The sequence below is a fragment of the Serratia oryzae genome (assembly GCF_001976145.1).
GTDB classification, from domain to species: domain Bacteria; phylum Pseudomonadota; class Gammaproteobacteria; order Enterobacterales; family Enterobacteriaceae; genus Chania; species Chania oryzae.
In genome coordinates, this window is the sequence record NZ_MOXD01000004.1 from 387,620 (window position 1) to 402,614 (window position 14,995).

At 46.0% G+C, this 14,995-nt stretch carries 9 protein-coding genes; 7 read left to right on the plus strand and 2 right to left on the minus strand.

Annotation, left to right across the window (positions count from 1 at the left end; genetic code table 11):
* The first annotated feature begins 126 nt into the window (after nucleotides 1–126).
* The 5 genes from BMI79_RS10090 to BMI79_RS10115 all read left to right on the plus strand — a co-directional run bounded on the left by BMI79_RS10090 (nucleotide 127) and on the right by BMI79_RS10115 (nucleotide 7,716).
* Complete coding sequence (locus BMI79_RS10090; protein ID WP_083704406.1) at nucleotides 127–741, plus strand: LuxR C-terminal-related transcriptional regulator; 615 nt, start codon at nucleotides 127–129, stop codon at nucleotides 739–741.
* 480 nt (nucleotides 742–1,221) lie between these two features.
* Nucleotides 1,222–3,480, plus strand: coding sequence for a type I secretion system permease/ATPase (locus BMI79_RS10095; protein ID WP_076942002.1), 2,259 nt, complete (start codon nucleotides 1,222–1,224; stop codon nucleotides 3,478–3,480).
* A 50-nt stretch (nucleotides 3,481–3,530) separates the two neighbouring features.
* Nucleotides 3,531–4,784, plus strand: coding sequence for an HlyD family type I secretion periplasmic adaptor subunit (locus BMI79_RS10100; RefSeq protein ID WP_076942003.1), 1,254 nt, complete (start codon nucleotides 3,531–3,533; stop codon nucleotides 4,782–4,784).
* Between the two features lie 6 nt (nucleotides 4,785–4,790).
* Entirely contained in the window at nucleotides 4,791–6,404 is a 1,614-nt protein-coding gene (locus BMI79_RS10105) for a TolC family protein (protein WP_083704407.1), read from the plus strand.
* A gap of 661 nt (nucleotides 6,405–7,065) precedes the next feature.
* The gene (locus BMI79_RS10115; protein WP_076942005.1) at nucleotides 7,066–7,716 is read left to right on the plus strand and encodes a response regulator; all 651 of its coding nucleotides are present in this window, start codon (nucleotides 7,066–7,068) and stop codon (nucleotides 7,714–7,716) included.
* A 288-nt stretch (nucleotides 7,717–8,004) separates the two neighbouring features.
* Here BMI79_RS10115 and BMI79_RS10120 read toward each other — a convergent pair whose 3' ends face one another.
* Nucleotides 8,005–11,583: a response regulator gene (locus BMI79_RS10120; protein WP_083704408.1), complete on the minus strand. Its 3,579-nt coding sequence runs from the start codon at nucleotides 11,581–11,583 to the stop codon at nucleotides 8,005–8,007.
* Nucleotides 11,580–12,206 carry an acid-sensing system DNA-binding response regulator EvgA gene (evgA, locus tag BMI79_RS10125; protein ID WP_076942006.1) on the minus strand — a complete coding sequence of 209 codons (627 nt, stop codon included), beginning with the start codon at nucleotides 12,204–12,206 and terminating at the stop codon, nucleotides 11,580–11,582. The genes BMI79_RS10120 and evgA overlap by 4 nt, the downstream gene beginning before the upstream one ends.
* A 1,389-nt stretch (nucleotides 12,207–13,595) precedes the next feature.
* Here evgA and BMI79_RS10130 point away from each other — a divergent pair.
* Both BMI79_RS10130 and BMI79_RS10135 read left to right on the plus strand, forming a co-directional pair.
* Complete coding sequence (locus BMI79_RS10130) at nucleotides 13,596–14,216, plus strand: fimbrial protein (protein WP_076942007.1); 621 nt, start codon at nucleotides 13,596–13,598, stop codon at nucleotides 14,214–14,216.
* A 75-nt stretch (nucleotides 14,217–14,291) separates the two neighbouring features.
* Entirely contained in the window at nucleotides 14,292–14,993 is a 702-nt protein-coding gene (locus BMI79_RS10135) for a fimbrial biogenesis chaperone (protein ID WP_076942008.1), read from the plus strand.
* Nucleotides 14,994–14,995 lie beyond the last annotated feature (2 nt).

A 14,995-nucleotide genomic window follows, 5' to 3' on the forward strand; every position in this document is an offset into this window, starting at 1 on the left:
ATTGAAATACGTAATTTAAGCCATGCTAGCCTCGCGGTACTTAGCGTTAAACGAGTAACAACGGTGTTTGTTATCCTTTTCTGTGGTGTACAAGAGAATCTCAGGGTGAGTATGTAGATATCCTCCATGACAAAGCATGGAGGGTATTTGCGACTTGTTATGGCTTTGGAAATTAAATTTCAAGGAGGGGAAATGAAGAGAGAGTGTTTCATTGTCACTAATGACAGTTATTTTTATCTGGGAATGTCTAAGCTGATAAGTGAATTCCCCGAGACTGACATATCAAGGATTTCATTTAATTCTTTATTTAAAACATCGGGTTGTAATAATCTTGCGCTGTTTGTTGTATACCTTGATGATATGCTGTCTAATTTTAAAGCATTGTTGTTTTTTGAAAGAATGAATAATAATGTCGTGTTTTTATCAAAGAACAATAACGTCATGAAACTTTGCTCGAAATTTGGCTATGACAGTGTGAAAATAAAAACGTTTATGGGTGTCTATGCAATGATTCGTCAAGAGAGCAAGAGTGGTGACAGGATGCAACTATTATCTAATATGGAAAAGAACGTGATTGTAAATCTATTGGACGGCGAATCTAATATTAAGCTGGCAAAGAGAAATAGACTATCTGATAAAACGATATCACATCATAAGAGGAGTGCTCTGTTAAAGGTTGGAGTGGATAATATTAATGTTTTTTTTGATAATATAAGTAAGGATATTTTCAAAGTTATATAGTTTATTTCTATGAGTTATTTTTCTTAATGTTAGAAATAATAACGCTGTAGCTTTAAGTGTTTGCAGGGGGGGCTTTTGGCTCGCTTTCTTGAGTCCCTCTGCAATAGTTACTCGACACTCAACGTTTTACCATCCCGGTCTTATATTGATTTTTTAATGAAAATAACGTGATGATGTTATTAGCGTTATATTACGCATGGTTAATGTCAAGACTCGGAGTCAGCTCCTCATCCCTAGATGCAAAAAGTAAGAATCCCCATTTAGTACTGGTCCTACAGTCTTTCATTTAAATTCGAACGCGCCTGACAGACATAGAAGTCGTTGGAATTTAAAGTGTGCCCCATAGCAAGTGTGAGGGAGACGCCTATGTTTCCTGATTCATTTTACCCCAGATTATTATAGGCATAACGATCAAGGTTATGCCCTTTAATCAATCGTTGCCAAAGCTTGGGTCGATTAAGACGCCAAAGGATTATGAACATGTTGTCAGAAAAAGATCATCCGGATCAGAATGAAAGCTCATTTACTCTTCCACCGCCAGAACGGATTGTGGATACGTTACTTGAGTGCACGCTGTGGATGTGCGAATACCAGGGATCTCCTAGGAGTGTTGAAAGCCTATGTGCAGGGTTACCTAAAGGTAATCAACTGACTCCGTCTCAGGCTATCAGTGCATTAAGCAATGCAAATCTAACGGCGAGTATGGTTCGTCGCCGTGCGCATGAGTTTTCTTCACATCTGATGCCTATCATTTTGCTCCGTAAAGATCGTGGTGCAGCCATTCTCCTGGCTTCTCGGCGTGATGAAGAAGGTAAGCTGCGTTTCCAGATCATTCTGCCTGAGATTGGGCTCGACTCACCGGTAGAGATCGATCAGCAGGAGCTCTCAATCTGGTATTCAGAGCATGCCATCCTGGTTAAGCCCAGTGCACAGATCGATGTACGTGCCGGTGAAGAGACCCCGCACTCAGCCGGGCATTGGCTGTTCAGCACGCTGTGGCGCTATCGCAGCTATTACCGCAGTGCGGCTCTTGCTGCGGTTATTGTCAACATTCTGGCGCTGGCCAGCATATTTTTTACGATGAACGTCTATGACCGAGTGGTACCAAACCAGGCTTACGTAACGCTTTGGTCCCTTGCGATTGGCGTGGCGATTGCCATGTGCTTTGAAGCGATAACACGCTATACCCGTGCCACTCTGCTAGATATGGCGGCTAAAAAAGCTGATTTGGTGTTGGGATCCCGGCTATTCCGTCAGGCGCTGGGGGTGCGCATGGAGCACAAGCCGCCTTCTGCCGGCGCCTTTGCCAACCAACTGCGTGAGTTTGAATCGGTACGGGACTTTTTTACTTCGGCAACGTTAGCAGCACTATCCGATTTACCTTTTGTTCTGCTGTTTGTTGGCGTGATTTTTGTGATTGGCGGTTCGTTGGGGTGGGTACCCCTGTTGATGATACCTTGCATCGTACTGATCAGCGTGCTTATCCAATGGCCGTTGGCACGAACCATGCGTGAAAACCTGCGGGAATCCTCGCTGAAACAAGGCGTGCTGCTGGAGTCTATTGAAGGCATGGAGACGCTCAAGTCCGTTGGCGGTGAAGGCTATATGACGCGCCGTTGGGAGGCTTTCAGTGCGGCCGCTGCCAGTACTTCGATGAAGTCGCGCCAGCTTACCAGCACCGCGTTGAACCTGGTGACTTTCCTGCAGCAGTTACAGACGGTCATTATTGTCGTGCTCGGCGTTTACTTAATTGGCAATGGTTCTTTATCCCAAGGGGCACTGATAGGCACCGTGATGCTGGCCGGGCGAGCAACTGCTCCCTTGACGCAGGTTGCAGGATTAGCGGTACGTTTCCAGCAAGCTAAAGCAGCGCTGACATCGTTGAACCGCCTTATGGATATGCCGCTTGATCGCGAAGTTAATAAAAAATATTTGCCGTTACCTTCACTTCAGGGGAAGTTGGAACTTAAAGGAATTAAATTTGCTTATCCAGCACCAGCGGATAAACCGAATCAGCCAGTGCTCGAGAATATTAATGTTTCCATCGCTCCTAACGAACGCGTCGCGATATTGGGCAAAATAGGCAGCGGTAAATCGACGTTACTGCGTTTGATTGCCCGCCTGTATCAACCGACAGCGGGGCAGATGTTGATCGGTGGTATCGATGTCGCACAGGTTGACCCGGCGGATTGGCGTAGCACCGTTGGGTACGTGGGTCAGGAAGCTCGTCTGTTCTACGGCACGCTGCGCGAGAACATTATGATCGGTCGTCCAGAAGCCTCTACCGATGAACTGCTGCGCGTTTTACAACTGACCGGGCTGGACCTGGTTGCGCAAAAACACCCTATGGGGATCAACCTTCCTATCGGCGAAATGGGGGAAGGATTGTCTGGAGGACAGCGCCAACTGGTTTCTTTAGCGCGCAGTCTGCTGGCACGGCCACAAATGCTGTTACTGGATGAGCCAACCAGCGCAATGGATACGCAGACTGAAGCCATTTTTATGGCGCGTCTGAATAACGCGACTAAAGACCAGACCTTGATATTGGTCACCCACCGGACATCGTTACTTAACCTGGTTGATAGGATCCTGGTGGTTGATGAAGGGCGTATTGTCGCCGATGGGCCAAAAAATGAAATTATCGCCGCTTTGAGTGTAACGAGCGATCGTGATTCGGCAGGGAAAAAACCTGCGGCTCAGCAAAGCCCAGCCGTAAAAGCTTCTTCTGCTGCCAGTTAAATTATTCAGGCTGAGAATCAGCCTGGTTAAATACCGTAAGGAATTTAGAAATGTTTAATAATATTCTGCGCCGTTTCAAGCGCGCGCCTAAGCCTGCGTCATTAAAGGCGGGGGATGAGGCTTTTATGAGTGACCTGCGTGAGTCATTACTTATTCAATCAGCACCTGGCTCACGCTCTGTTTTATATATTATTGTTATTATTTTATTTACAGGGATTGTCTGGGCACATTATGCGAATGTCGAAGAAATAACTCAGGGTGAAGGAAAAATTATTTCAAAAAGCCGTGAGCAGGTCATAGAGAGCCTAGAAGCCGGCATTATTGATGAGATGTTAGTGCGTGAAGGGGATATTGTAGAGAAGGGGCAGCCTTTACTCAAAATTAACCCAACGCGAGCGAGTTCCACTTATCAGGAAATGAATGCCAAATTAATGGGATTAAAAGCAATGATAGCGCGGCTAGAGGCCGAAGCTTATCAGACGCCGTTGAAATTCCCAGAGGAACTACAGAAATATCCTTCGTTGATCGCGCAGGAAACCAAAGCTTATACATCACGGAAAAAGTCTCTTGATGATAGCTTGGGTGCATTAGAGCGCAGCCGTGACCTTATTTTGAAAGAGTTATCCATGACCGCGCCGCTGGCCGCTCGTGGCCTGATCTCCGAAGTTGAGTTGCTGCGTATGAGGCGCCAGGCCAATGACTTGGAGATTCAGATTGTAGAGCGCCGTAACCGTTACCAGGGAGAGGCAAACTCTGAATTGACCAAGTCTGAGCTTGAAGTTGCTCAGCTGACAGAAAGCCTGGTAGGGCGTAAAGATGTGCTGGAACGTACCACTATTTATGCCCCGGTTTATGGCACGGTTAAAAACGTCAGCATCAGTACGATTGGCGGCGTTGTTCAGCCGGGTGCAGATATCATGGAAATTGTTCCGTTGGAAGATCAACTGATTGTTGAGGGGCAGATTAAACCACAGGATGTGGCATTCCTGCGCCCGGGGCTCCCAGCTACCGTAAAAGTATCTGCTTATGACTACGGTATTTATGGTGGCCTTAAAGGAAAAGTGACGCTTATAAGCCCTGATACTTTACAGGATGAAAAGAAATTAGCCGCAGGTCGCCCAGATGCTATTTATTATCGGGTTCAAATACTCACCGATACCAGTTGGCTTGAGTCTGGTGGTAAGAAACTGCCAATTATTCCCGGTATGACGGCTACGGTAGAAATACGTACGGGTGAGAAAACGATTTTGGATTATTTGCTTAAGCCAGTATTTAAAGCTAGAGAAGCTTTCCGCGAGAGATAATAAATAATGAAGCCAAGTAAAAGAAAATATGTGCCAGCAAAGCCTCGTACATTAAAGTGGAATGCTTCAGTGCAGCTTCTGTTGTGTTCAGGGATGATTTATTCCTCTATTCTGCATGCTCAACCTAATACGCAGGATATTCCATTGTTGGCGGCGGAAGATGAACCTCGCAAGGTTTCATCATGGAGTTTGTTCTCATCCTCGGAAAAACCTAAAAGTGCTGAACTGCGTGGCACATTTGGTGAATACCGTCAGATTGCAGAACAAGCTCAGAAGTTATCACCAGCTCAGAAAGTAGCAGTTAAGGAAACCATTAAACCGGCAGAGCTTTCTTCTACCCGAGCTTATGCAGCACGTCAAACGCAGGCTTATCGTCAAGACGGCGAGCGCGGTGAAGCGGGTAGCAAGGCACTCAGAGTTATTTTGGCCGGGGCTTTAAAACAGGCGATCGAACGTAGCCCCACATTAAAACAGGCCAGTGCAGAGTTGGGGGCAGCAAATGCTGATGTACGCGAAGCAGAAGGGCAACGCTGGCCACAAATTGATGTGAGTGCTAACTCTCGTTCAAAATCCTTCGGGCGCAATAGTAATCCAGTCAGCCAGACGGTCAATTTGAATATGACGACCACGGTGTATGACTGGGGGCGCACGGAGAAAACGATTGATAGCCGAAAAGAGCTTGGAACAGCAGCGATCCAGAAATATATGGCCAACGTGGAAGTACTGGCTCAGGACGTAGCCAGCACTTTGCTTGAGAAAGAGAAGGCAAGCCGCATAAGTACGATCAACCAGCAATACGTCGAACGTATGAAGCGATTGGTTGATATGTTGGGTGACATAGTGGTGACGGATACTGGGCGGGCCAGTGAGCTTGTCCAGGCGCGGGCCAGATTGATGGATGCCGAAGCCAGTCGAGATACATGGCAGGCCCGCGAGCGTGATGCTGAAATAAAACTGCGCAAGCTAATTGGCACTAATACGATCAGAATACCGCAGAATATTAAGGTTGCGTTGCCAGATATTGAGCTGAACAAACTACTTTTATCGGCCCAAAATCATCCTGTCTTGTTGCAGGCGGAAGCTGAGGCGAAGGCATCAAGGCTACATGCTGAATCATTGCGCGCGGCTGAGAAACCTCAGATCAATTGGGTCGTGACAAAATCAACAGGTAAGGATGATTTTGGCCGGGAAGATCCTTGGCAGACCATGGTAACCGTCAGTTGGCCTATCTTCCGGGGGGGAGCAGCGACAGCGGCTCGGGAGGCAGCGTTGCTGAGAGCAGAGGCTGAACTGGAGAATAAAGAACAGCAGCAAATGGATCTTGAGTTTGAAGCTCGCGCTGCAGTGCAGGATGCGAATACTTTGCTGGCAAGGGCGGATCTTTATGTTGGCCTGATTAAAGAAACTGAAAAAGTGAAGGAGGCATTTTTTGATCAGTGGTATCACCTTGGCCGTCGAACGTTGCTTGATGTTTTGATTGCCGAAAGTGATTACAACAATAATCGCGTCAACGAGGTTTCATACCGTTTTGATAGCTACCTGGCCGTAATTAAAGCCTATGGAAGTACAGGAATGTTAAGCCGTTGGTTGATGGATGATATGAATAAATCTGAGCGATGAGCTTCGTTAATTTTTTCTGATGTGTTTGTCTACATAAGAAGGTGGCCGATTTCCTGTAGCTTATCAAGTAATGTGAATATACCCAAAATAATTCGAGTTGCTTGTAGGAGGCAACTGAATGAATCCCTAGGAGCTTACTCAAGTAAGTGACTAGGGTGAGTGACAAATCTGCGCAAGCAGATTTGAACGCTGCTTGCAGCGGCCCCGAAGGGGCGAGGCCCAATATGGGCCGAGTAACGCAGCCAACACCCAAGCAACTTGAAGTATGAAGGGTATAGACCGGATGTTTTCACCTATCTGAACAAGGGGGCCAGCTCCTTGGGGTTGGAGCTGTGGCTTTTTCTACAGACATTCCCGACAGTTGGCATATATACACTAAATAATTCGAGTTGCGCTGGCCCGGTAGGGTGAGCCTCATTGATGAGGCTCATAGTCGCCAGGAGCATAGATAACTATGTGACTGGTGCGACAACTCTGCCGGGAGCAGAGTTGAACGCTGCTTGCAGCGGCCCCAAAGGGGCGAGGCTTATGGATGAGCCGAGTAACTGGACGCAGCCAACACCCAGGCAACTTGAAGTATGACGTGTATAGAACGATGCGATAGCACTTTATGAAATGTAATCAAGTGCTAAGGATGTAGTTATTATTTATTGGATGAATTATGAATATTAATATTGCTATTGCTGACGATCATCCTGCGATACTTTCGGGTATTTCATATGAGCTGTCGACAATTCGGACGCTAAATATTGTCGGAAAGGCGAGAAACTCGACAGAGATTCTTGATGTACTAAGTCAGGTAAATTGTGATGTTCTGATAACCGATTATGTTATGCCTGGAGGTGCTGCGGGTGATGGCATGGCAATGCTTTCTTTCTTAAGACGGCATCACCCAGAATTAAAGATTATCGTTTTTACGATTATCGATAACCCCGCTATTGTTACTGAAATACTCAAGTTAGGTGTGGGATCGGTGTTGAATAAGGCTGAGGATACTGGTCACCTGATTTCTGCCATACATGCTGTTTATGCCGGAGCCACTTATATTTCACCTCACTTTAAATCAGTAGCCCAATACCTAGGGGGTAATATCGCTACACGAAGCGCCAATCATAAATTAACAAGGCGAGAGGCCGAGGTTATCAGACTGTATGTATCAGGGATGTCTGTGAATGACATCGCGAGTCAGTTAAAACGCACTAAACAAACGGTCAGTTCGCAGAAAACCAGTGCGATGCGCAAACTGCAAATTTCAAGGGATGCCGATTTATTTCGCTTTGCTTTTGAAACAGGTTTAACCAGTGTTGGTTAGGTTATGGGGTTGGTAAATGGCTCACTTCTTAAAAAGTATGAGTACCTATAGTTAACATTTTCAGATGCTTAGGGGTGGCAGCGCTATTTATAATCAGCCCAATAGTAGTTATTAGCGCCAGTTCAATGGCAGCATTCTGTTAATGAGCGTGAGCACTCTGGAGAGGCTGTACCGAAAAGGCATTTATCAATAACACAATCAATAAAATCTGGTGTGTTTGCGGCCGTGCGGCACGAGTAGAACCTTAACATTCTGTAGTTTGGTTAAAGAATAGCGTTATATAAAAATCTATACCACAAACTGCTCAATTCCTTTATCCAGATCGTCAAGCAGTTGCCGAATCTGCTGCAGTTCAGTTGCAATATCAGTGGCATCGAAGGCAGAGAGAAGCTGATTTTCCAGTTTATCTACCTGCATATGGAGTTTATGCGCCCCCAGTAGCTGCGCCGTTCCATTGATGCGGTGTAAATGGTGTTTTAGCTCTGCAACGTTGGCGCTTTCAACCGCCTTAAACGCCATCATAAGATCGCGACGGTTCTCTTTTTGCGCATCTTCAAGGGCTGCTTTCATCAGCGGCCTATTTCCCATGGCTAACAATGTCAGTTTTTCAAGATCATAGCCAATATCAGCCTTGTTTTGGTGTAGTGAACTCAGTAACGACTCTAACTGCTGCAGGTTTAGCGGTTTGAACAGGCAGGCATTCATCCCGGCAGCCATACAGCGCTGGTGCTCTTCAGACTGCGCCGAGGCTGTTAGCCCCCAAATGGCTATCTTATTACCGGTTTGCCGAATCGCCTTGGTCAACGCAATACCATCCATTTCCGGCATGTTAAGGTCGGTAATGATCGCATCGTAGCGCTTGTTGTTAATAGCGTTTAGGGCTTGAAGACCATTTTCCGCTTCATCGGCTTGTGCGCCAAGAACCTGCAGTTGCCGCTGTAACAACAGGCGGTTGGAGGAGTGATCGTCCACGATCAGAATAGAGAGCGGGCCTAGTGGGGCAGCAATTTCGCTGGCGCGTAATGGCTCACTTTGCCGCTGTTCGATGCGTTCAAGGGTTACTGCCGCCGTTAGCGTTAACGTGAATTTTGTCCCTTTCCCCAATTGGCTTTGCAGATCGATACGCCCCCCCAACAGGGAAAATAGTTCCTTGCTGATAGCAAGCCCCAAACCAGAGCCGGTGTGTTGGCGCCCTGAATCAGCCTGGATAAAGGGTTGGAACAGCCGTTCCTGCTGCTCCGGCGCAATGCCCGGCCCGGTATCTTCAATGGAGATGACGACCTCGCTTTGCCCATCTCCAACAGTGCGTGAGGAAGCAGAAACCATCACGCTTCCCGCCGAGGTAAATTTGACAGCATTGCCGATAAGGTTGGTTAACACTTGCCCAAGCGGCTGAGGATCCAGCCAAAAGCGCGCCCCTGCGTCCAACAGGCTGCTCCAACCCAGTTGCAACTCTTTTTGCACGGCGATGCCGTCAAACAGGTTTACCTTTTCACGAATTAACGCGTTAATATCCACCCATTGCGGTACGAGCTCATATTTACCTGATTCGATCTTTTCCAGATCAAGGATTTCACCAATCAGCGCGAGCAGAGAGCGGGAGGCATTCCAGGCCTGTTGGACAGAGGTTTTATCCTGCGCTGAAACAATCTCCGACGAACGTTGTAAAAGCTCGAGAAAACCGACGATCGCGTTCACCGGCGTACGAATTTCATGGCTCATGCGGGCCAGAAAGATCCTCTTCTCGCCGTTAGCCTTCAGGGCTTTGTCTTTCTCATCTTCCAAAGCGGCCATCAGCACTTTTGTTTCTGTGACATCTTGCCAGCCGCAGATAACCACCGAGGATTCGTCACCGGGCATAGGGCATAACGTCATCCAGTGCCGGATCTGCCGTTCCTCACTGCCGTTATTCAGAATGAAGTCGTGAACAACCACCTGAGCCGGCTCCAGCCCTTGCCGGATTGCCTGATTCACCGTTAAAAATAATGCACTAAAGGGGTGCCGGCTATCATAGAGCGAATGGAGAATCTTCTCTTGCTGCTGTTCAGGGAAAAAGGCGAGAAACGCTTTATTGTAGTTAAGCAACTCCCCTGTCAAAGTGACGGTGTAAACCGGCATTGGAATGGCATTCGACAGGCTATTGATAAACTGCAGCTGCGTTTCCAATTGTTGTTGTGAGTGCTTTCTTTTACGCATCTCGAGAGAGAGATAGGCTCCCCAGATCAGGCTGCTGACCACCAGCAGCGCAGCAAATATCGCCACCTGATAAAACTGCTTATTATAAAGATCCCAGGTATCAATAGTGATCTTCGGCATTTTGAGCCATTTCCCCGTTAGCTGGAGGATCTCTTTTTGCGGGATATTATCCAACGCTTTGTCCAGGATCTGGCGTAATTCCGGTGCCGCACGCGGCACGGCGAAAACAACTGAGGCCTGCTCACCGCCCTTTATCGGTGCGTATTTCAGTTGTTCAGGGTAGTAATGTTCGCTCAGATAGCGCGCCGTTAGCTGATTAGCAATGCCGGCGTCAACCCATCCATTCGCTACCAGGTTCACAGAAACGCCGGAGTTTTCTACGAGGGTCCAACTGATATCCGGGTATTTTGCTTTTAGCTGTGCTAGCAGCGGATGATTTAAGGCAATAGCCACCTTCATACCCGATGCCAATTCAGCGGCCCTACCAATGCTGTTTTTGACCACCACCACAAATGGGGTTGTAATAAATGGATGAGTAAAAGCCAGTTGATTACCGCGGCTTAAATTATAGGTTTCCGCCTGAACCAGATACCAGGCACCTTTATCCAACTCTTTTAGCATCTCATCGTTTGACTTGGTAATAATAGGCTCAAACTCCAGGCCAGTCTGCAGGCTGATCAAATTGAGAATATCCCCAATCATTCCACGAACGTCAAGATTGCTGTCGGCCATGGTAAAAGGGACAAAATAAGGGTTGATAAGGATCTTCAGTTTTTTATTTTCACTCAACCAACGCTTTTCTGCATTTGTCAGATCAAGATTATTATTCATAAATGATAGGTTCCCTTTCTCTATCCACCCCTGAATAATTTGATTATGCGTTTTCTCATCCACCGCAGAGATAAATTGATTTATGATGCCTTTTAACTTTTCTTTCTTATTGGCAAGCAAGAATACACTCTCCTTCCGTTCTTGTGCCCAAAACCTCACCATACTCAACTCCATATTGAAGTCTTGAGAAATAGCCGCGCTGCTGGTTAGGTTATCCCCTATGAAATAGTCATTGTGGCCGTTCGCGACGGAAGACAGTGCCTCGTAAACGCTGGGGAAGTGGGTGATCTGCGCATTAGGAAAAGATTGCTTGATAAATGACTCGGGCGGGTAGCTATTCGCGATCGCAACCGTCTCGAATTCTTGACTATGCAAAGGCTCCATAACGTTCGATAAGCGGGTGATCAACGTCGGCCAAGAGTAGAAGACCGGCAGTGTAGGCAGTAGGCCATCGTGAACTTGTGGTTTATAAAGCAAGTCCGTCAGCAGTAGGTCTACTCTCCCCGCTTTCAGCGCGGCGATCGCTTCTGCCTCGCTGGTAAAACGGAGTACCTCAATGGGCACATTAAGCGAGCGTTGCATCAGGACAAGATAATCAGCATTAATACCACGATACCGACCCGTCACCGAATTTAACGTCAGTGGGGGATTATCCGGCGGGATCACCGCCACTCGGATCACTTTCTTCTGTTTTAACCATTGCGTGTCATCTTGGCTGAGATAAACAGATACCGCAGGAATATGGTTATATCCCGACAAATCGAGCGCTATCGGCGCCACCGAGGTGGCTGCCGTGCTAGTGATACTGAAGAGAAGAAGAAGGATAGTAACGATTCTCATACGATCTTGTTACGGTTGGCAAAAGAGATCAGTTCGATTAAGGAGTTACAGCCCAACTTTTCCATTAATCGCGTCTTATAGGTACTGACGGTTTTGCTGCTGATATGCATGGCGTCACCAATTCGACTGTTGTCATAGCCGGCCAGGATATACCGCAACACTTTTGTTTCCTGCGAGGACAGCGTTTCCAATTTTTCATGCTCAGAGGTATCAGAACCAACAAAGCTGTTGAGGATAAAGGGGAAATAGCTGTAACCGTTTTGTGCTGCGTTAATCGCCGCAATAATGTTCTCCATCCCTTCTTTTTTGCTGACAAAAGCGTTAGCTCCGGCATCGGCACTACGCTTGCCATAAAAGCGATCGTTCTTCGCTGATACCACAACGATAATACCGGTGAACTGGCGGCTTCTGAGCTTTTCGACCAGCTCAACGCCGTTGATACCCGGTATATCCACATCAATAATGGCAATTTCTGGCGTATTCTCCACCAGGATTTTTAACGCTTTGACCCCCTCTTCAGCTTCTGCAATAACGGCAAAGCCGTGCGTTTCCAGCAGACCGCGAATTGCCATTCTGGCTAGGGGATGGTCGTCAACAATGATTGCTCTTTTAGCTACATTCATCATGCTTCCCCTTCATTACTGAAGCTTGGTTTTCTGATAGAACAATATGTTATTCAGCATAGCGTAAGACGGTTAAAAGTGTATAACGCCCCTACAATGCTTCTTTATCGGGCGCGTATTGAGCTAGCCCGTCATTGTCTGAAAAACGGCACCAGATAGATAAAAAATGCTCTCCTACCTACAATGACATGCTTTACACATTCGCGTCTCTTGCCGTGTAGCTCAGATGTTTTGAGCTATTATCGTTATCAATTTAAGAAAATTCCGTTTAATAACGCCTCTACTTTTGGAGTGCGAGCAAGCCAAATGGCTTATATTTCAGCCATTGTAACCATTTATATCAAGAAGTTACAAGCTTACTCATTCCTCTATAAAACCATGATTGTTTCTCAATAGTAAACAAATATTTTCAATTTAAGAAACAATTCTCCTCGAGATGTTATTCTGATTTTTTAATTTTAAATCTCAAATAAAACAAAATAATCAGATAAAAATTCTTTAAAAATTAAAATAACTAGGGTTAAAGTCCTTATGGTTACAATTAGCAGGCTATTGAATTTTTAATTTACCACTCATATTTTATCGCTATATACTCCAATCAAGCTCAACCAATCAGGATGATTGTTAATTTGAATTATCCTATTTTCGGTCAGCGGTAACTCTATTAGCACAATTAATGGCAATTAAATACGCATGATTAATAAATAATGACGTCTTATTGTGAGTAGAGTTTGTGCCACCAGCGCGTTGAGTGAGTTGTTTTTCTCAGCAAAAGTAGGTGGAGCCTGACGCGAGAGACGTTGTTTTTACTTTTTTTAATATGTTATTAATGGAAAGATTCTAATACGATACGGATATCGCTATCGGTCTGTCATTATCTCAATGTGGTATAGCTTACATTTTTTTCAGTATTTCATCGGCAATGAATGTCGATGCAATTGCCCGATCCCGACGGTTGACGGCAATTTCTCGATCCTGTCAGTTGAAGGGAGCTTTACCACAAGCTCAGGTTATGTTTCAGGCGCTCATTATCTCGTGGATGAGTATGAGAGAAGATATGCTCGAATAATCAGACTGCTGACAAAGCCCGTTATTAGGGAGAGCGTGCCAAAGGGGGCATAATGGCGTAAGTCGCCAGAGTGCACTAGCCCCGATTATCTCGGCTTAAAAAGCGACTTTGTCATCAATCTCATAATGCTCTCCTATCGAGCTGTATAACGGAGTTACCTCAAGTTGCAGAGCTATTACACGTTCACCGATCGCGTAATCGGTTGTGTCGTGTATGGCTTTGCAGCCCAAGTGTGGGACTTGAAGTACCAGTGGGTTATTTTTTAATAATTCACATATAGGCAGTGTTATTTTTAACTTATTAAATAAAAAGGTAAAATCATGAAAAAAATCCTTTTCCCTATGATGATATGTTCTACCTTATCTCTGTCAACTTACGCAGCAACGGATAACGTCGGTGGGGGAAATATTAACTTCTATGGCAAAGTAACCGATGTTTCCTGCGAGATTTCTGTTAATGGCCAAGGCAGTGATGCTAATGTTTATTTACCGCCTATCAGCCTGACAGAAGCGAAAGGTGCAGCAGCTAATACCTTTTTGAAAGCACAACCTTTCACCATTGACGTCACTAATTGCCAATCTGTTAATGGTGCTCTGGGGGATTACATGGATGGCGATCAACTCGCGGTAAATTGGACCGGGGGTAACCTGTTAACAGGAGCGGTTGGCGTTGAGCAGGGATATCTGGCTAACACCGAAAGTACAGGTGCTAAAGATATTCAACTGGTTTTGGCGACAAGAGGGGATAGCTCTCTTGCTGCAACAAAAATTATTCCAGGTTCATTAACGCCACCTTCAACTTCAGTGAACGTTGACAATAATGTGCTTGGCAATAAAGGTGCGCGCTTTACCTACTATGTCGGTTATGCCACTAACACCCCAAATACGGTCACACCTGGAGTGTTAAACAGTTACGCTACTTATGAAATTATTTATCAGTAGTTAATTTATATTCAAAGCGGCCGTAACAGGCTGCTTTGATAACCTGTGCTGCTTTGATAGCCTGTTGAGGTACATATGCTACTGCGCATCATATCAATATTACTTATTATCAGCTTTCCAGTGAGTGCTAATAATATTATTGTTAACGGTACTCGCTTTATCTTTCCCAGCAATGAAAAAGAAATCACCATTCAATTAAATAATACTGCCGACCGTCCGGCGGTAGCACAAGTATGGTTAGATAAAGGTGACGCCAGAGAAACACCAGACAATATTTCGGTGCCTTTTATTATTACTCCTCCTATCTCACGGGTAGATGGTAAAAGTGGGCAAACATTGCGGATCCGTCTTCCCAATCGTAACGGCTTGCTGAGTGACCGGGAACAGCTCTGGTGGCTGAATCTGCTGGAAATACCACCCACGCCGACCAGCGCACAGGCGCATGGAAATAATGTTTTGCAGTTGGCTATTCGCTCGCGTTTTAAATTCATTTACCGGCCAACGGGGCTTGGTAACCGTGATGCAGCGCCGGAGCTTTTAGTGTTGTCCAAGCAAGGCGAAGAGCTGGCCATTAATAATCCTACGCCTTTCTATATCACTATTACTCGTATTCTTCATGCAGACAATAAACCCCTGTTGGGTAAAACAGTCGTCGCTTCACCGCTCTCAACCACAAGAGTCACCCCTATTGCCGCATTCAAGAGCGGAGACCATATTTTAATTAATAACGTAAATGACTATGGATCCACCGTTTCTGTCAACAGCCAGATAAAGTAGAG

What these genes read in the sequence shown, in the direction of transcription:
- BMI79_RS10095 (WP_076942002.1), top strand. Translation starts at nt 1,222, where the DNA reads ATGTTGTCAGAAAAAGATCATCCGGATCAGAATGAAAGCTCATTTACT.
- evgA (WP_076942006.1), bottom strand. Translation starts at nt 12,206, where the DNA reads ATGAATGTAGCTAAAAGAGCAATCATTGTTGACGACCATCCCCTAGCC.
- BMI79_RS10105 (WP_083704407.1), top strand. Translation starts at nt 4,791, where the DNA reads ATGAAGCCAAGTAAAAGAAAATATGTGCCAGCAAAGCCTCGTACATTA.
- BMI79_RS10090 (WP_083704406.1), top strand. Translation starts at nt 127, where the DNA reads ATGACAAAGCATGGAGGGTATTTGCGACTTGTTATGGCTTTGGAAATT.
- BMI79_RS10115 (WP_076942005.1), top strand. Translation starts at nt 7,066, where the DNA reads ATGAATATTAATATTGCTATTGCTGACGATCATCCTGCGATACTTTCG.
- BMI79_RS10120 (WP_083704408.1), bottom strand. Translation starts at nt 11,583, where the DNA reads ATGAGAATCGTTACTATCCTTCTTCTTCTCTTCAGTATCACTAGCACG.
- BMI79_RS10100 (WP_076942003.1), top strand. Translation starts at nt 3,531, where the DNA reads ATGTTTAATAATATTCTGCGCCGTTTCAAGCGCGCGCCTAAGCCTGCG.
- BMI79_RS10135 (WP_076942008.1), top strand. Translation starts at nt 14,292, where the DNA reads ATGCTACTGCGCATCATATCAATATTACTTATTATCAGCTTTCCAGTG.
- BMI79_RS10130 (WP_076942007.1), top strand. Translation starts at nt 13,596, where the DNA reads ATGAAAAAAATCCTTTTCCCTATGATGATATGTTCTACCTTATCTCTG.